Source organism: Providencia vermicola (assembly GCF_020381325.1).
Lineage (GTDB): Bacteria > Pseudomonadota > Gammaproteobacteria > Enterobacterales > Enterobacteriaceae > Providencia > Providencia vermicola.
The window spans coordinates 263,241-281,452 of sequence record NZ_JAGSPI010000002.1 but is presented as its reverse complement, the minus strand read 5'-3'; the positions used below and the strand labels follow the sequence as shown (position 1 = coordinate 281,452).

General features: G+C 44.1%; 16 protein-coding genes. 7 read left to right on the top strand and 9 right to left on the bottom strand.

What is annotated here, in order from left to right:
• Window positions 1-247: 247 nt before the first annotated feature.
• From fis to acuI, 9 genes are all read right to left on the bottom strand, one after another.
• Window positions 248-544, bottom strand: a complete 297-nt coding sequence (gene fis / locus KDJ85_RS03885; protein WP_004258438.1) for a DNA-binding transcriptional regulator Fis — start codon at window positions 542-544, stop codon at window positions 248-250.
• 7 nt (window positions 545-551) lie between these two features.
• Entirely contained in the window at window positions 552-1,535 is a 984-nt protein-coding gene (dusB, locus tag KDJ85_RS03880) for a tRNA dihydrouridine synthase DusB (protein WP_206083522.1), read from the bottom strand.
• Between the two features lie 316 nt (window positions 1,536-1,851).
• The gene (gene prmA / locus KDJ85_RS03875; RefSeq protein WP_225818542.1) at window positions 1,852-2,736 is read right to left on the bottom strand and encodes a 50S ribosomal protein L11 methyltransferase; all 885 of its coding nucleotides are present in this window, start codon (window positions 2,734-2,736) and stop codon (window positions 1,852-1,854) included.
• Between the two features lie 116 nt (window positions 2,737-2,852).
• The gene (panF, locus tag KDJ85_RS03870) at window positions 2,853-4,292 is read right to left on the bottom strand and encodes a sodium/pantothenate symporter (protein WP_225818541.1); all 1,440 of its coding nucleotides are present in this window, start codon (window positions 4,290-4,292) and stop codon (window positions 2,853-2,855) included.
• Window positions 4,282-4,524, bottom strand: coding sequence for a YhdT family protein (locus KDJ85_RS03865; RefSeq protein ID WP_225818540.1), 243 nt, complete (start codon window positions 4,522-4,524; stop codon window positions 4,282-4,284). The genes panF and KDJ85_RS03865 overlap by 11 nt, the downstream gene beginning before the upstream one ends.
• 174 nt (window positions 4,525-4,698) lie before the next feature.
• Window positions 4,699-6,045 carry an acetyl-CoA carboxylase biotin carboxylase subunit gene (gene accC / locus KDJ85_RS03860; RefSeq protein ID WP_206083526.1) on the bottom strand — a complete coding sequence of 449 codons (1,347 nt, stop codon included), beginning with the start codon at window positions 6,043-6,045 and terminating at the stop codon, window positions 4,699-4,701.
• A 12-nt stretch (window positions 6,046-6,057) separates the two neighbouring features.
• Window positions 6,058-6,528: an acetyl-CoA carboxylase biotin carboxyl carrier protein gene (gene accB, locus KDJ85_RS03855; protein ID WP_206083527.1), complete on the bottom strand. Its 471-nt coding sequence runs from the start codon at window positions 6,526-6,528 to the stop codon at window positions 6,058-6,060.
• Between the two features lie 18 nt (window positions 6,529-6,546).
• Window positions 6,547-7,011, bottom strand: a complete 465-nt coding sequence (aroQ, locus tag KDJ85_RS03850) for a type II 3-dehydroquinate dehydratase (protein WP_225818539.1) — start codon at window positions 7,009-7,011, stop codon at window positions 6,547-6,549.
• Window positions 7,012-7,242: 231 nt separating this feature from the next.
• Window positions 7,243-8,226, bottom strand: a complete 984-nt coding sequence (acuI, locus tag KDJ85_RS03845) for an acrylyl-CoA reductase (NADPH) (protein WP_225818538.1) — start codon at window positions 8,224-8,226, stop codon at window positions 7,243-7,245.
• Window positions 8,227-8,833: 607 nt separating this feature from the next.
• On the opposite strand from acuI, the gene KDJ85_RS03840 reads away from it, so the two are divergent.
• The 7 genes from KDJ85_RS03840 (at window position 8,834) to nit1 (ending at window position 18,209) form a co-directional block, all read left to right on the top strand.
• On the top strand, window positions 8,834-9,877 hold the full coding sequence (locus KDJ85_RS03840) for a rod shape-determining protein (RefSeq protein ID WP_047756254.1): 1,044 nt from the start codon (window positions 8,834-8,836) through the stop codon (window positions 9,875-9,877).
• An 83-nt stretch (window positions 9,878-9,960) separates the two neighbouring features.
• On the top strand, window positions 9,961-10,923 hold the full coding sequence (gene mreC / locus KDJ85_RS03835) for a rod shape-determining protein MreC (RefSeq protein ID WP_206083530.1): 963 nt from the start codon (window positions 9,961-9,963) through the stop codon (window positions 10,921-10,923).
• 45 nt (window positions 10,924-10,968) lie between these two features.
• The gene (gene mreD / locus KDJ85_RS03830) at window positions 10,969-11,457 is read left to right on the top strand and encodes a rod shape-determining protein MreD (RefSeq protein WP_225818537.1); all 489 of its coding nucleotides are present in this window, start codon (window positions 10,969-10,971) and stop codon (window positions 11,455-11,457) included.
• 37 nt (window positions 11,458-11,494) lie between these two features.
• Complete coding sequence (locus KDJ85_RS03825; protein ID WP_225818536.1) at window positions 11,495-12,082, top strand: Maf family protein; 588 nt, start codon at window positions 11,495-11,497, stop codon at window positions 12,080-12,082.
• Window positions 12,079-13,548, top strand: coding sequence for a ribonuclease G (gene rng, locus KDJ85_RS03820; protein WP_219244589.1), 1,470 nt, complete (start codon window positions 12,079-12,081; stop codon window positions 13,546-13,548). The genes KDJ85_RS03825 and rng overlap by 4 nt, the downstream gene beginning before the upstream one ends.
• 24 nt (window positions 13,549-13,572) lie before the next feature.
• Window positions 13,573-17,355, top strand: coding sequence for an AsmA2 domain-containing protein YhdP (yhdP, locus tag KDJ85_RS03815; protein ID WP_225818535.1), 3,783 nt, complete (start codon window positions 13,573-13,575; stop codon window positions 17,353-17,355).
• The gene (gene nit1, locus KDJ85_RS03810; RefSeq protein ID WP_225818534.1) at window positions 17,355-18,209 is read left to right on the top strand and encodes a deaminated glutathione amidase; all 855 of its coding nucleotides are present in this window, start codon (window positions 17,355-17,357) and stop codon (window positions 18,207-18,209) included. Before yhdP ends, nit1 begins: the two co-directional genes overlap by 1 nt.
• Window positions 18,210-18,212: the final 3 nt, after the last annotated feature.

Genomic DNA, 18,212 nt, shown 5'->3' with positions numbered 1-18,212 from the left:
AAGTCAGTTTCTAATTGTAAACCACTCAGGGGGCTATAAGAATATAAGCCATCACTGACTTGTTTATCAGACTTAACACATTGCCTTGTGCTTATTTTTTGAAATCGCTTGTCATGGGGCGATATTGCTGATTACCGCAATGGGTGCCAAGAGATGGTGAGCAGAATTTTTGAGGGGAGGGATAACAAAAAAGCACTCCTTGAAGAACAAGAAGTGCCTTTAAAAACACTGCATTAACCGACTAGGATTAGTTCATGCCGTATTTTTTCAGTTTCTTACGCAGAGTTCCGCGGTTGATACCCATCATCAGGGCTGCACGGGTCTGGTTTCCACGGGTATATTGCATAACCATGTCCAACAAAGGCTGTTCTACCTCAGCCAATACCAGCTCATATAAATCGTTAACATCTTGATTATTTAATTGAGCAAAATAGTTCTTCAGTGCTTGCTTAACTGAGTCACGTAACGGTTTTTGAGTTACTTGATCTTGTGAATTTACAGTAGCAACGGTTAGTACGTCAGAATTTACGCGTTGTTCGAACATAGTTCTGTCAGCTCTTATCTTTATTTACGCAAAAATTTTCAAAAAATGCTTCCAACACCTCCAGCTGTTCGCTGGCATCCTCAATGGCGTTGAATGAGCGCCGAAACTGGTCATCAGGTGCATGTTCTTTTAAGTACCAAGAAACATGTTTGCGCGCGATACGGGCTCCTTTGCCTTGACCATAAAAGTCGTGCAATTCCTGTACGTGCGCGAGCATAATGCGTTGTACCTCTGCCATAGGCATTGGTGGCAAGAGCTCACCTGTGTCCAGATAATGCTGGATTTCCCGAAAGATCCAGGGTCTTCCCTGAGCTGCTCTGCCTACCATCAAGGCATCCGCCCCTGTGTAGTCTAGAACTGCTCTGGCTTTATGCGGGTCAGTAATGTCGCCATTGGCAATAACCGGAATGGTAACAGTCTGCTTAACTGCCCGAATGTTGTCATATTCAGCCTCCCCATTAAACAGACAGGCTCTAGTTCTGCCGTGAATAGTGAGGGCTTGAATGCCACAATCTTCGGCCAATTTGGCAATCTCTATGCAGTTTCGCTCTTCAGGTGACCAGCCTGTGCGGATCTTAAGCGTAACGGGAACATCCACTGCTTTAACAACGCCTTCGAGAATCGATTTAACGATGTCTGGATAACGTAACAGTGCAGAACCAGCAAACTTACGATTCACTTTTTTAGCTGGACAGCCCATGTTGATATCGATGATTTGAGCGCCACTCTCAACATTAATTTGAGCCGCGGCAGCCATTTCATCGGGATCATTGCCAGCTATTTGAACAGAACGAACCCCAAGTTCATCACGATGAACCATTCTGAGTCTAGATTTGTCTGTCTTCCAAACTTGAGGATTAGAAGAAAGCATCTCCGATACTGTCATCCCAGCACCCATGTCATAACAGAGCGACCTAAACGGTTTATCTGTAATGCCTGCCATGGGGGCAGCAATAAGACAGTTTCTCAACTGATATTGTCCGATTCGCATATCTAAATGGGGGCCATACTGTGACTGCAAGGGCGCGTATATTACGCATTTTTTACGAGATATGAAAGGACAAACTTTGAGCAAACGGTTATTTATCACTAATTTTTTTATCTTGCATTTTTGCAATTTTAAAATTAGTTATATTTAACAAATAGTTAAGATAACTACGTAACCATTTATTAAAATAACTGTTATGCTGTTCAAATCTCGTGCAGAACAGATTATCGCCAGCAACTGAGCAATATTTGAGCTATAAGATAATCTATTCTGCGCTTATTTTCAAAGAAATTATTCTCTGATTTTTATAATTTTTCTATTAAAAATGCTTGACACCCGTGATGCGGCACCATTCTTCTTTCTCGGCAATAGGGTCGATTTCAAAGGTTGTACGGTAAGCATCTGCGACACTTTCCGCCTGTGTTGCGAGAACACCCGAAAGTCCTAGTAACCCACCTGCACGCGGTAGCACGCTAATCATTGGTGCTAATTCACGTAATGGGCCAGCAAGGATGTTAGCGACGACGACATCCGCTTGGAGCTCTTGGGGCTGGTCTTTCGGTAAGTAGAGAGATAAACGCTCTGAAACGCCGTTACGTTCAGCGTTATCGCGGCTTGCTGTAATCGCTTGAGGATCAATATCGATCCCGATGGCATGAGCAGCACCGAGTTTGAGTGCAGCGATCGCTAAAATCCCAGATCCGCAACCAAAGTCAATCACCGTTTTACCTTCTAAATCAAGGCCATCAAGCCATTGTAAACACAGAGATGTGGTTGGGTGAGTTCCTGTTCCAAATGCTAAGCCAGGATCAAGCATCACGTTTACCGCAGTTGGATCAGGGACATCTCGCCAGCTTGGGCAGATCCACAAGCGCTCACCAAAGCGCATTGGATGAAAGTTATCCATCCACTCTCTTTCCCAGTCTTTGTCTTCTAACTGTTCGATTTTGTGGGCAAAACCCGTACCCAGTAGTGGGCTATTTTCTAATTGAGCAACAACGAATTTCATCTCCGTTTCTGCATCAAATAAGCCAATTACATCAGTATCACCCCACAGGCGGGTTTCCCCAGGTAGCGGTTCGAAAACAGGGGTATCGTGGCTGTCTTGAAATGTTACAGAGACTGCGCCTGTTTCAATAAGTTCATCACCCAGTGCTTCAGCGTGTTGGGCTGTGGAGTTAATTTTGATTTGGATCCAAGGCATAGTATTCCTTAAATGCTCACTATGTTTTGGGCTATCGCGTAATTGGTGCAGATAGCCCACACTATTTAGAGCATGAATGTCATATGACGAGACAATGTTAAAAACAGGTCTCTAAATTAATTTGTCGCCAATTGTACTGGATTTTTGCCAAAAAGATTACCGACAAGAAACGCAATTAGGCTAAAAATCAGTGATGGTACGATGGCGTGGAAATCCATGATTTCGATTTTGAAGCTTGCTAAGATTGCATAGCTTACTCCTCCGACAACCATGCCACTAACCGCGCCCGTTCCGTTGGCTTTCTCCCAATACAGTCCCAGTACTAGTGGCCATAAGAAAACGGCTTCTAACCCACCGAAGGCTAACAGGTTTAGCCAAATAATCATTTGTGGTGGGTTCCACGCAGCAATGAGGAGTAATGCGCCCAAAATCAGGGTAGAAAAGCTGGAGATCCGTGCGAGTTTCTTCTCATTTTTTATTTGTTCAGGCGCTGCATTCAGGTAGATATCTTTGACGATGGTTGCTGAAGATTGCAGTAACTGAGCATTAATGGTGGACATAATTGCTGCCATAGGTGCCGCCAAGAAAATGCCAGCGGCAAAAGGCGGTAGTACTTGTACCATCAAGGTTGGGATAACTTGGTCAGGGATGGTTAGGTCGGGTAAGATTGCTCGGCCTAATGCGCCTGCGAAATGCATTCCAAACATCAATACTGCCATCACGATGGTGCCTAAAATAATCCCTCGGTGAACCGCTTTGCTGTCTTTGTAGGAAATACAACGTACTGCCGTATGCGGTAAACCAATCACGCCAAAACAGACCAAAATCCAGAACGAGGCTAAGAATGGCCCACTTAGGATGTCGTCAGCGCCTTCAGGGGAGACCAGTTTCGGGTCAATGGCTTGCATTTTTTCAACCGCTGCGGGTAAACCACCTGCGTGATAAATAATGGCAACGAGTAAAATCACCGTGCCAAGCAGCATGACGAGCCCTTGTAAGGCATCGTTTAACACACTCGCCCTAAACCCGCCAATCGCGGTATATAGCGCGATGGAGACACCGAAGATAATTAACCCATATGTGTAAGGAATACCTGCGGCGGTTTCGAGTAGCCTTGCCCCGCCAATAAACTGTACAGTCATTGCCCCAAAGAAGGCAATCAACAGGCTAACACTGGCGAACCACACTAAGAATCGACTTTGGTAGCGAGCGTACAGCATATCGTTTAGAGTCACGGCATTATAGCGACGCGCCAAGATAGCGAATTTTTTCCCTAATACTCCGAGAGATAACCAAATAGCAGGGAGTTGGATCATAGCAAGGAGCACCCAGCCTAGGCCATATTTATACGCTGCACCAGGCCCACCAATAAATGAGCTCGCGCTAATATAGGTTGCTGTAATGGTCATGGCTAGGACAAAGCCGCCCATGGAACGGTTACCTAAAAAGTACTCATTGAGGAATTCCCCTTTCGTCCGTTTTCTATAGGCGTAGACGGATAACAGGAAAACCAGCGCTAGATAACCAATTAAAGGTAGAAGAACTTCAATCTGCATCCTTCTCCTCCAGAGGAATATCTTTAAAAATGATTTTGACCATCATAATGCAGAGCAAAATAAAAATGACGGGGACAATAAGGCATGACCACTCAAACCATAACGGTAGGCCAGTGATGCCACGCGTATTGTCGGGTAAATAGGCACTAATTATCCAGCCTATCATGTATGCGATAGTCAAATAGAGAGACCAACGCGCTTCCTTATTGGATTGAAGAAAACGTTTATCCATCCGTTATTCCTCCTCACTCACAGAAAAATAATCAGGGATTGTACGATAATCCGCAGGTAGAGTGTAAGAAAAGGCAGAATAAAAGTGCGAGAAAAGGTATTTAACGCAAAAAAAAGCCGCTAAGCAGGGCTTTGCGGCATTAATTGACGATGAGTCAAACAGACAATTTCAAAATTACTCAGAAATGCCCAGTTTTTTCTCTAAATAGTGGATGTTAGTTCCACCTTTTTGGAAGTTTTCATCGTTCATGATCATTTGGTGCAGTTCGATGTTGGTTTTGATGCCATCAACGATTAACTCATTCAATGCATTTTTCATACGAGAAATAGCAATTTCACGGGTTTCACCATAGGTGATCAGCTTACCAATCATTGAGTCATAGTACGGAGGTACTGTATAGCCTGCGTAGATATGAGATTCCCAACGTACACCGAAGCCACCTGGAGAGTGGAAGCGTGTGATTTTACCTGGGCTAGGAATAAAGGTTTTTGGATCTTCTGCGTTGATACGACACTCAACCGCATGACCGTGAACCACAATATCTTCCTGTTTCACTGATAATGGTAAACCCGAAGCAATACGTAATTGCTCTTTGATTAAGTCAACACCGGTGATCATTTCAGTCACTGGATGCTCAACCTGAATACGAGTATTCATTTCGATAAAGTAGAATTCACCGTTTTCGAACAGGAATTCAAAGGTACCTGCACCACGGTAACCGATTTCAATACAGGCATTTGCACAGCGTTCACCGATGCTACGGCGAATTTCAGGGGTGATCCCTGGTGCAGGTGCTTCTTCAACCACTTTTTGGTGGCGACGTTGCATTGAACAGTCACGTTCTGCTAAATAAACCGCGTTGCCTTGGCCATCAGCCATAACTTGAATTTCAATATGACGTGGGTTTTCAAGGTATTTCTCCATGTAAACCATATCGTTATTGAAAGCGGCTTTCGCTTCAGCACGCGTCAGATTGATGGAAGATTCCAAATCTTTTTCGTTGCGAACCACACGCATACCACGACCACCACCACCACCAGATGCTTTGATGATCACTGGGAAACCGATGCGTTTTGCGATGGTTTTATTTTTTTCGGTGTCATTACCTAACGGGCCATCAGAACCTGGCACGCACGGAACACCTGCTTTTTTCATCGCGTTAATCGCAGAAACCTTGTCACCCATTAGGCGGATGGTTTCAGCTTTTGGGCCGATAAAAATAAAGCCTGAATTTTCAACTTGTTCTGCAAAATCAGCGTTTTCAGCCAGGAAACCATATCCTGGGTGAATCGCTTGTGCACCTGAAATTTCTGCTGCAGAGATAATCGCAGGGATATTTAAGTAGCTTTTTGCAGAGGCTGCTGGGCCAATACAGATAGTTTCATCAGCCAGCAACACGTGTTTTAGATCGCTATCAGCCGTGGAGTGAACCGCTACAGCTTTGATGCCTAATTCTTTACAGGCACGCAAAATACGTAGTGCGATTTCCCCGCGGTTTGCGATGACAATTTTTTCCAGCATGGAGACGCCTCGTTATTCGATGACAACTAATGGCTCGTCAAATTCTACTGCATCACCGTTTTGCAACAGAATAGCTTTAACAACGCCTGCTTTGTCTGCTTCGATTTGGTTCATCATTTTCATCGCTTCAACGATGCAAAGTGGGTCACCAACACTCACAGTTTGGCCAATTTCAACGAATGCTTTCGCTTCTGGGCTTGGCGCACGGTAGAACGTTCCTACCATTGGTGAGCGAACTTGGTGCCCTGCAACGGTTGCAGGAGCAGCTGGTGTTGCCATTGCTTCAGATGGTGCAACAGCATTTGCCAGCGCAGGTTGTTGTGCAACAGGTGCTGAGTAAAATTGTTGAGGTGCAGCCATAACTTGAGAAGCAGGAGCGACACGGCTGATACGTACTGACTCTTCACCTTCAGAAATTTCCAGTTCAGAAATGCCAGACTCTTCGACCAGCTCGATCAACTTTTTAATTTTACGAATATCCATGGATATGATTCCGTACTCTTATATTTGGATTGAATTAATTAGGCGCAGGCGGTTAACCGCTGCCTGTAAAGCAAAACGGTAGCCATCAGCACCTAGACCACAAATTACACCGACAGCTTGGTCGGAGAAATAAGAATGTTGGCGAAATGGTTCTCTCGCATGCACATTAGACAGGTGGATCTCGATAAACGGGAGACACACCGCCAGTAACGCATCACGTAGAGCTACGCTAGTATGTGTGAATGCAGCCGGATTGATGAGTATAAAATCAACATCATGGCGTGCTGCATGAATTCTATCGATCAGTTCATGCTCTGCATTTGATTGAAAATGACTCAATTTTACACCTAATTGGCCTGCTTCAACGTCCAATTTTGCGACGATATCAGCAAGAGTCTGGTTGCCATATTTGTCTGGCTCCCGTGTACCTAGCAGGTTTAGGTTTGGCCCGTTCAAGAGTAAAATGTGAATATCTTCTGCCATTATGCTGCTAACTCCGACGATATATCAATAGTCCGACAACATAACGCGATGTTGAGCGTTTGTCATCTTTTATCATAAAAATAAATGGAATTTCTACCGACAAAGGACGCTATTATAATTATTTCGTGGCATATAGCAGCAAAATACTGGTCTTATCAGAGAAATTACCCGAATTTATTTTGTGAAATGTGCGGTAATCCGTATTTTTGCAAGAGAGCCGCACGTATTCGGTTATTTTTCGCAAAGATTGACTAGAGTACGTCCAGTCACTTCATTTTTTAAGAGTTTTTTTGCATATTCTGCCGCATCTTCCAATTTGATTTCAGAGCATACTTGCTCATAGAAAGCAGCTGGCAGCAACTGTGCAAGGCGTTCCCAGACTTTCGCGCGTTTTGCCGCAGGGAAATAGACAGAATCGACCCCTTGTAGGCGTACATTACGTAAAATGAATGGCATCACACTGGTCGGTAAGTTAAAACCACCAGCCAAGCCGCAAGCGGCAATGGCACCATTATAATGGGTTTGTGCCAGCAAATTAGCCAGCAATTCACCACCAACGGTATCGATAGCCCCTGCCCAAAGCTGTTTATCGAGTGGTTTTGCAGGATGTGTAAAATCACTGCGCGGTAAAACGCGTTTTGCGCCTAACGTCTGCAAATAAGCGTTATTTTCTTCACGTCCAGAAATGGCGACCACGTCATAGCCTAATAAAGATAACAATTGAACCGCGGTGCTGCCGACACCACCGCTTGCCCCGCTGACAACGATTTCGCCTTTATCTGGTGTAATGCCTGCATCTTCTAGAGCCTGAACACACAGCATAGCGGTAAAACCGGCTGTGCCAATAATCATCGCCTGTTTTAAAGAGAGCTGCTGGGGAAGAGGGGTTAAATAATTCGCAGGGACACGGGCTTGTGAGGCCAAGCCCCCCCAATGGGTTTCACCAACACCCCAACCTGTCAATAAAACATGCTGCCCAACTTGAAAACGAGGGTCTTCACTGTGGTGAATGACGCCAGAAAAATCGATGCCAGGCACCATCGGGTATTGTCTTACTACACCCGCTTTACCATTAATAGCGAGCGCATCTTTATAATTTAGTGTGGACCAGTGAATATCGACTATAATGTCCCCGGCAGGTAGCATTTCTGTTGTCAGAGATTGGATATTAGCGGTGATTTTTTCATCGGATTTGTTTAGGACGAGAGCTTTCATCGTTCACTCCTAGTGAAATGATTAAATATGTCATTTAAAATGCCGAAAATTTAAGGGTATTTCATTGACGTAATAACGGTTCTTAAGCTATTAATAATGTAATTATTTTGTAAAAATTTATTTTTTTCTGGCATAAATAGGCTTTTATCATGCAAAATAACGCATCGCGACTAATTCATTTTGCGTACTAATACAAATTTGCCTCATTTTTGGTAGATAATAGAGCGAACACTCGTGAAATTCATCTGATTTGTAGTGAAAATAACCGGTGCGTAGCAATAATAAAAAGATATAAATATTATTTGAACTTGTAGTCACAATTACTTGTCACACTGGGAATACAAACAATGGAGTATATAACAGCCAAAGAGTAGAGGTTATTTTTACGTAATTCTATCTAGCGATGGGAAAAGTGAAATTAATATCTATTTTTGAGGTTTTTATCTGCTTCGTTTCGATAAGAAGCATGTACAGTACGGTACGTGAAAAATAGATGAATTGACCATATTTATAGAAGCAGCTCATTAACGTCTTGAGGCCGCTTCAAGTGGTTGGTAGAGTAGACGGGTTTATATTCGTCCCCAGCTTGCAGGATAACTCTTTCGTTATGTTTAAAAAATTTCGTGGCATGTTTTCTAATGACTTGTCTATTGACTTGGGTACGGCCAATACCCTCATTTATGTCAAAGGACAGGGCGTAAAATTAAATGAACCCTCTGTAGTCGCTATCCGTCAAGACCGTGCAGGTTCGCCGAAAAGTGTGGCCGCAGTCGGTGGTGAAGCCAAACAGATGCTGGGACGTACACCAGGTAATATTTCTGCAATCAGACCAATGAAAGACGGCGTTATTGCTGACTTTTTCTTGACTGAAAAAATGTTACAACACTTCATTAAACAAGTTCATAGCAACAGCTTTTTGCGTCCAAGCCCTCGTGTGTTGGTCTGTGTACCTGTCGGTGCAACTCAAGTTGAACGTAAAGCCATTCGCGAATCTGCCTTAAGTGCTGGTGCGCGTGAAGTCTTCTTAATTGAAGAGCCTATGGCTGCGGCTATCGGTGCGGGTCTTCCTGTATCTGAAGCAACAGGTTCAATGGTGGTTGATATCGGTGGTGGTACTACGGAAGTCGCTGTTATCTCACTAAATGGTGTGGTGTATTCATCCTCTGTTCGTATCGGTGGTGACCGTTTTGATGAATCCATTATTAACTATGTTCGTCGTAATTATGGTTCACTGATTGGTGAAGCAACGGCTGAGCGTATTAAACACGGTATTGGCTCTGCATTCCCAACTGATGAAGTGTTTGAAATTGAAGTGCGTGGTCGTAACCTTGCTGAAGGGGTTCCACGTGGTTTCAAAATGAATTCCAATGAAATCTTAGAAGCATTACAAGAGCCGTTAACGGGGATTGTTAGCGCGGTTATGCTTGCACTGGAACAGTGTCCACCTGAATTAGCGTCTGATATTTCAGAGCGCGGCATGGTCTTAACGGGTGGTGGTGCACTTCTTCGTAATTTAGATCGCTTATTAATGGAAGAGACTGGTATTCCAGTTATCGTTGCAGAAGATCCTCTAACCTGTGTCGCCCGTGGTGGTGGTAAAGCGTTAGAAATGATTGATATGCACGGTGGTGACCTGTTTAGCGAAGACTAAATGGCCAACTATAAGCAGTTAGGTTGGTGCCTAGCTGCTTTGACTATTTTTGATCCTCTGACATTAGCGAAACTTAGCCACACATGAAGCCCATTTTTAGGCGAGGTCCATCCCTACAGTTACGCATTTTTTTTGCGGTAATTATTGCACTTGTGCTGGTGGTGATTGACCATCGATTCGAGCCCTTCAATAAAGTCCGTAACTACTTAGACACGGCGGTCAGCCCATTCTATTTTTTAGCTAATGGCCCACGTCAGTTCCTAGACAATATCTCAGAAAGTTTCTCTTCACGAGAACAGCTGCAATTTGAAAACAAAGCATTGCGCCAAGAGCTGCTACTGAAAAAAGCCGATAACCTATTACTGGAACAACTTAAGCAGGAAAATGCGCGCTTAAGGGAGCTTCTCGGTTCGCCATTACGCCAAGATGAACACATGATGGTGACGCAAGTTATTTCAGGTGCGAACACGCCTTATCGTGATCAAGTGGTGATTGATAAAGGCAGTAATGAAGGTGTTTATGAAGGGCAGCCCGTTATTAGTGATAAAGGCGTTGTCGGCCAAGTGGTGGGAGTGAGCAACTTTAATAGCCGCGTATTATTAATCTGCGATACCACACATGCTCTTCCAGTACAGGTTCTGCGCAATGATGTGCGTGTCATTGCCGCGGGTTCAGGGTGTGCGGATGATTTACAGCTTGAGCCATTACCTGAAAATACGGATATTCGTGTGGGAGACGTGCTCGTGACTTCTGGCCTAGGTGGGCGTTTTCCTGAAGGTTACCCCGTTGGTGTAGTCTCTGCGGTGAAACATGATACACAACGTGCATATACCATCATTAGCGCCAGACCAAGCGCTGAGCTACAACGTTTACGTTATCTTTTGCTTTTATGGGGTAATGATAGTGACCCGAAAACGCCGTTACAGCCATCAGAAGTGTACCGTGCAGCAAATGAACGCTTAATGAAAGTGCTCCCGCAAGTTTTACCGAATCCAAGTGAAATTCAAGGGCCACCATTGCCACCATCAATGGCACCGCAACCATAGGTAAAGGAAATATTATTATGGTTATGGGTAGGAGGAATGAATTAAATGGATGAATACCGTGGTAATGGGCGTGCCATTATCTGGCTATCCTTTATTATTGCACTGATTTTGCAAGTCATGCCTTGGCCAGAACAGCTTAGTTTTTATCGGCCATCATGGTTGCTATTGATTTTAGCGTATTGGGTGATGGCATTACCACACCGGGTTAGTGTTGGCACTAGCTTTATTTTGGGTATTGTTGTTGACTCCATTCAAGGCTCTGCTCTGGGCGTTCATGCGCTTTCCTTCAGTATTATTTGTTATCTCGTCGCTTATAAACATCAATTATTACGCAATATGGCGCTATGGCAACAAGCGCTCGTAATTATGTTGTTGACTATTATTCAAGATCTGGCGGTATTTTGGGCTGAATTTTTATCATCTCAGGTATTATTCCATCCGCAAGTATTCTGGAATAGTCTCGTCAATGGTATCCTGTGGCCATGGTTATTTTTGCTTTTACGAAAAATTCGTCGACAGTTTTCAGTGTGTTAAGGATTTTAACTGTCGTATCTGACGGGAAATATTTTTTATGAATTTAATCTATTTGGCATCGGGTTCACCTCGTCGACGCGAATTGGTGCAATATCTTGACTATTCTTTTGAAATTTTACGTCCTGAGGTAGAAGAACAGTGGCAACAGGGTGAGACGCCAGAAGGTTATGTGCAGCGACTAGCGCGTGATAAATCCTTAGCGGGTGTTGCCATGGCACCAGAAGATAAGCCTGTCTTAGGGGCTGATACGATTGTAGTTCTCGATGGAAAAATCCTTGAAAAACCAAGAGATAACCAGCACGCTCAAGAGATGCTCAGCGCGCTATCCGGTAAAACTCACCAAGTGATGACAGCGATAGCACTTTCCGATCGCCAACAAACATTACATGAGTTGATTGTGACAGATGTGACATTCAGCGGGTTATCTTTACTTGAAATACAGGATTATATACAGTCAGGTGAGCCTATGGACAAAGCGGGTGCCTATGCTATCCAAGGCCTTGGTGGTCGTTTTATTCGTAAAATTAATGGCAGTTACCACGGCGTAGTGGGTTTACCTTTGGTCGAAACAAATGAATTAATTCAACGATTTTTAGCGTTAGGTGATGGTAAGGGGAAGTCATGACAGCGGAACTACTAGTGAACATTACACCATCTGAAACGCGCGTAGCTTATATTGACGGTGGGATTTTACAAGAAATACATGTTGAACGAGAAGCAAAAAGAGGACTTGTAGGGAATATTTACAAAGGCCGCGTGAGCCGCGTTCTACCTGGAATGCAGGCGGCCTTTGTTGATATTGGTCTGGATAAAGCCGCCTTTTTGCATGCATCCGATATCATGCCGCACACCGAATGCATTGCGGGTGATGAGCAAAAAAACTTTCATGTCAGGGATATTGCCGAGCTGGTTAAACAGGGTCAAGACTTGATTGTACAAGTGGTAAAAGACCCGTTAGGAACCAAAGGCGCGAGGTTGACGACAGACATTACTCTGCCTTCACGCTATTTAGTTTTCATGCCAGGAGCTTCCCACGTGGGGGTTTCTCAACGCATTGAAAGTGAAGAAGAAAGAGAACGCTTAAAGCAATGTGTTGCCCAATATTGTGATGAAAATGGTGGCTTTATTATTCGTACCGCAGCGGAAGGTGTGGGGGAAGATGAAGTCAAGCAAGATGCTGCTTTCTTAAAACGTCTTTGGGCAAAAGTTATTGAACGGAAAAAACGTAATGTGACTCGCACTAAGATTTACGGTGAATTAGCGCTCGCTTTTCGGATTATCCGTGATTTTGCAGGCGCTCATCTCGATAGAATTCGCGTTGACTCCCGTTTGACCTATACTCAATTACAAGAATTTATCGAAGAGTATGTGCCAGAAATGACGGCAAAGCTGGAGTTATACCAAGGTAATCAGCCGATTTTCGATTTATTTGATGTTGAAAATGAAATTCAACGGGCGATGGACAGAAAAGTTGAATTGAAATCAGGTGGTTACCTGATCATCGATCAAACTGAAGCCATGACCACCATCGACATCAATACGGGGGCATTTGTTGGCCATCGTAATCTCGAAGAAACCATTTTCAATACCAATATTGAAGCGACTCAAGCGATTGCACGTCAGTTACGCTTACGCAATTTAGGCGGGATTATCATCATCGACTTTATTGATATGACCGATGCTGAGCACCGCCGTCGTGTCTTAGCATCACTGGAACAAGCGTTAAGCAAAGATAAAGTTAAAACGACGATCAACGGTTTCTCGCAACTTGGCTTAGTGGAAATGACCCGTAAGCGGACAAGAGAAAGCCTTGAACACGTATTGTGTGATGATTGTCCAACTTGCCAAGGCCGTGGTACGGTGAAATCAGTGGAAACGGTATGTTATGAAATCTTACGTGAAATTGTGAGAGTTCACCGCACGATCGATGCTGATCGCTTCTTAGTCTATGCATCACAAGCGGTGGTGGATGTTCTTAAAGGGGATGAATCACACGCACTAGCTGAAGTGGAAATCTTCGTTGGGAAGCAAGTGAAAGTTCAGACTGAGCCGTTATACAGCCAAGAACGCTTTGATGTTGTGATGATGTAGCCTGTTTGCTTAAAGGAGAAGTAAGTGAAACGACTGCCACGTGTAGTACTGGTGACCACTGCGGTTATTTTATTGCTGTGCGCGCTGGTGCTGACAGGGCTGCGTTTCCTTTTACCAAATATTGATAGTTATCGCCCCGACCTTATTGCTTATATCGAAAAAAAGGCCGATGTTTCGGTGCAAATAGGTAAAATTGAAGGGGCATGGCGTTATTTTGGCCCTATTCTTACGTTATCTGATATCACGTTGCAAAATGAAACAACGGATGTAAGCGCCAAGCAAATTCACATTGAACTGGATATTTGGAACTCACTTTTTTCCCTGCGTTGGCGCTTTCGCGACCTGACTTTCTACCAACTCAATGTCGATTACAAAATTCCCTTTTCATTTGAAGGCTCCCCTGAAGGTGAGTCATTAGATGGCGTTGAAGAGCTATTTTTACGTCAATTTGACCATTTTACGTTAAAAGACAGTCAACTGACCTTTTTAACGCCTTCAGAGCAAAAAACCACGTTAATTCTGCCAGAACTTTCTTGGCTGAATGAAAATGAACGTCACCGCGCTCAAGGTTTTGTCAGCCTTGAAACCATTAATAAACAGCATGGGTATCTGCAAGTTAAACTGGATGTATCAGATAAAAATGGTGCATTGAGTGATGGCATTTTTTATCTTCAAGCCGACAATATTGATATGCAGCCTTGGTTAAGTCGCTGGTTACGAGATAACACATCATTACGTGATGCGAACTTTAGCCTATCTTCTTGGATCAGTTTAAAAGATAACCGTATTGAAAGTGGCTTGATTCAACTACGTCAAGGGGAGGCTAACTGGGGGACGGGAGAGTTAGCTCAGAATTTGCAAGTGAATGATTTACTGCTACGAATGAAAAGGCAGGGAGATGGTTGGTTATTTAATATTCCTGAGCTTGATACATTAAAAACCAATGAGTTCATTTGGCCACAAGGTAGTGTGTCGGTGCTGTATTTACCTGCATCGAAAAAATATCAAGATAACGACCATTGGCGTGTTCGAGCAAAGAATATTGAGCTTGAGCGTCTAAGTGAAGTCTTACCAACGTTTTCATTTCTCACACCAGACATGGTACAAGATTGGCAACATCGGCAACCAACTGGGATCGTGAGCGAATTTGCGCTGGATGCGACGCAAAATAGGCCCGAATCTTTGCAAGTTAGCTTAGATTGGCAGGATGTTAGCTGGAAAAAGTGGAAGGCGCTTCCTTCTGTGGATCATTTCTCTGGTGTATTGATAGGGGGAATGCAAAGTGGTGGGCTCTCTTTCAACCTGCAAGACAGCGAAGTCGATTACCGTGATGAATTTAAAGCGCCTTTTACTATTTCCACTGCAAAAGGACAGCTGTATTGGGTCGATAACGACAGTGAATTTAAGCTTTGGAGCCCTGCCTTAGATGTACAAGCCACATCGCTGTGGGCAAACGGCGAATTTCGTTATGCCAAAGCTAAAAAAGGCAATTATGCCGATTTAGCGATTCTATCGGGTATTCGACTGGATGATGCAGGAGATGCATGGCGCTATTTCCCTCAAAAATTAATGGGGCAAGATGTTGCTGACTACCTGACAAAAGCGATTATTGCAGGAAAGGTCGACAACGCCACATTGGTGTATAAAGGCGACCCTGCCAATTTCCCATATGACCACAATGATGGTCAATTCCAAGTGTATGTGCCGCTAAGAGATGCCACTTTCGAGTATGACAGCGAATGGCCAGCGTTACTCAACTTGGACATGGATTTAGATTTTCGCCGTGCAGGTCTGTATATGCATGCGCCAACGGTCAAACTGGCAGAGGCAACCGCAACCAACCTTGATGCGGTTATCCGTGATTACACCGACGAGATGCTGTATATCGATGCGGATATTAGCGGCACAGGAACGCAAATTCAGCAATATTTTGTGCACACACCGATGAAACATTCCATAGGTGATACCTTGGAAGAGTTACAAATTGGTGGCATCGTGAATGGACAGCTCAGTTTGTCTATCCCATTAAGTGCGGGGAAAGATGTTGTCGCAAAAGGGAAAGTTAACCTTAATAAAAATGATTTATTCATTCAGCCTATTGATAGCACTATTTCGTCATTAACAGGCAGTTTCAGCTTTAATAATGGCGACTTGGTTGGTGATAAGCTACAGGGGCAGTGGTTTGGGCAACCTATCTCTGTTGATTTTACAACGTTGACGGGCTCGAAAGATTATCAGGTTGATGTGAACATCGCGGGGAATTGGGCGCTGAATAAATTGGCGATGATCCCTGAAGAAATTAAACAGAAAGTGTCTGGTACCAGTGATTGGAAAGGTCATGTCACGATAAATTTACCTGACTCGGCAAAAGAAAAAGTGAGTTTGCAAATTGATGTCACTGCAGGCTTGAAGCAGCTACAAAGCCAATTACCTGCGCTAAATAGTCAGTTACTGGCAGAATTAGGGCAAATTAATGTTCAAGCAAAAGGCGATACTGAGCAACTGACCATTGGTGGTGATATTGGCAAACGTCTTGGTTTTAATACAGTATGGAACTTGAGTGATAAGCCGTTAAGGCTACTCAAAGCCCACATTGCCCCATGGCAAAACCAAACACCTGAATTACCGAAAAATACGGCGATTGTTGTCTCTCTTCCCCCTATTAAGGCCATGGACTGGGACAAACTCGCTGGGTTGTTAGTTTCATCAAATAGCCGTCAAGGTGGCGTGAATATTCGCCTTCCTGAAGTACTGGAGGTCAAACTGGCTTCTATTTACCTTGGTGGGCAGTATTGGAAAGATTTAAACTTTTCGTATGATTTACAACGGGATGACCAAGTTGTTAGCGTAGATAGTGAAAATCTAAAAGGTTCGCTGGAAATTTATGCCAAACAACCTTGGAAAGTCGAGATTGATTACCTGTATTACAACCCAAGTTCAACCGCAGAAAGTACAACGGGTTCCGAGCGCTTTGATTTTAGCCACTGGCCCCAACTGAATGTGGTTTGTAAAGAGTGCTGGCTAGTGGGGCAAAAACTGGGTGAGTTTAGCGCGAATATCATTCCACAAGGTAATGCGTTGCAACTCACTGATGGTGTGCTAAACAATAGTGCAATGCAGCTAAAATTGGATGCTATTTGGCGCAGCGGTGATGGCAATAAAACCGAAGTGGCGGGCTCCTTAACTGGGGAAGCTTTCGATGAAACGGCGGCTTATTTCGGTATGTTAGTGCCAATTATTGAGTCCCCTTATACGATTGAATTTAATTTAGACTGGGGCAATTTGCCGTGGTCACCAGACGTTGCCTCATTAAACGGCAAGCTCTCGGCAAAACTGGGTAAAGGGGCAATAGCGAAGATGGGCGGTGGGCGTGCAGGGCAGATCCTGCGCTTAGTCAGCTTCGACGCCTTATTACGGAAGTTACAGTTCGATTTTCGCGATACGTTTAACAACGATTTCGACTTTGACTCGATTAAAGGGGATGCAACCCTTCACAATGGCGTAATGACATCAAAAAACACAGTTGTGGATGGTTTGGTCGCGGATATTGCTTTAAATGGTGAGGTTGACCTTGTTAAACGCCAAATTAACTTAGAAGCGGTCATTACACCTGAAATTTCTGCTACAGTAGGGGTAGCAACCGCATTTGTGGTCAACCCATTTGCAGGCGCTGCGGTATTCGCGGCGACGAAAGTGCTCGGTCCATTATGGAGCAAAGTTTCTGTTATCCGTTATCGTGTAACAGGTAGCTTGGACGAGCCAAAAATTGATGAAGTATTACGTCAACTAAAGGAGACTCAAGAGTAATGAAAAATGGTAACGTTGCACTTTTGCAGTTATGTAGCGGAAATAATACTAAGCACAATTTGGCGCAGATCGAGCAGCAAATCAAACAGTTGCCAGAGACTGTTCAGTTAGTTTTGACACCTGAAAATGCATTGCTCTTTGCGGACGCGGCGACTTACCGTAAACAAGCTGAGGTTCAAGGAAAAGGCCCGCTACAAGACGCCATCAGCGCCATGGCAAAACGGTATAATGTGTGGATCCTCGTTGGGTCTATGCCGATGATCAGCCGTGAAGATCCCGAACGTATTACAAGCAGCAGCTTATTATTTGATTCTGAAGGCAATATTAAAGCTCGCTACGATAAAATTCACATGTTTGATGTGAATATTGAAGATGAGCAAGGGAACTATAATGAGTCTGTGATTTATCAACGCGGAGAACATATCACTGTGGTGGATACCCCGGTGGGTCGGTTAGGGATGACGATTTGTTATGATCTACGTTTTCCTGGCTTGTTCCAAGCGCTGCGAGAACAAGGTGCGGAAATTATTTCTGTTCCAGCCGCATTTACCCGTTATACCGGTCAAGCGCACTGGGAGCCATTATTGCGTGCTCGTGCGATTGAAAACCAATGTTATATTTTGGCACCTGCTCAAGTGGGTGTTCATGGAACCCGCCGCACGTGGGGCCATAGCCTTGCCGTTGATGGTTGGGGTAAAGTGATGAAAAAGAACGTGGATGCAGTGGCATCGACGGTATTGAATATTAAAACAGACAGTTTGAGTGTCATGCGTGAGCAAATTCGAGTCGTTAAACATAACCGCTTCAGACCGCAACTGACCTCTCTGATTAAAAAAGACGCAACTAAAGAGTAACGA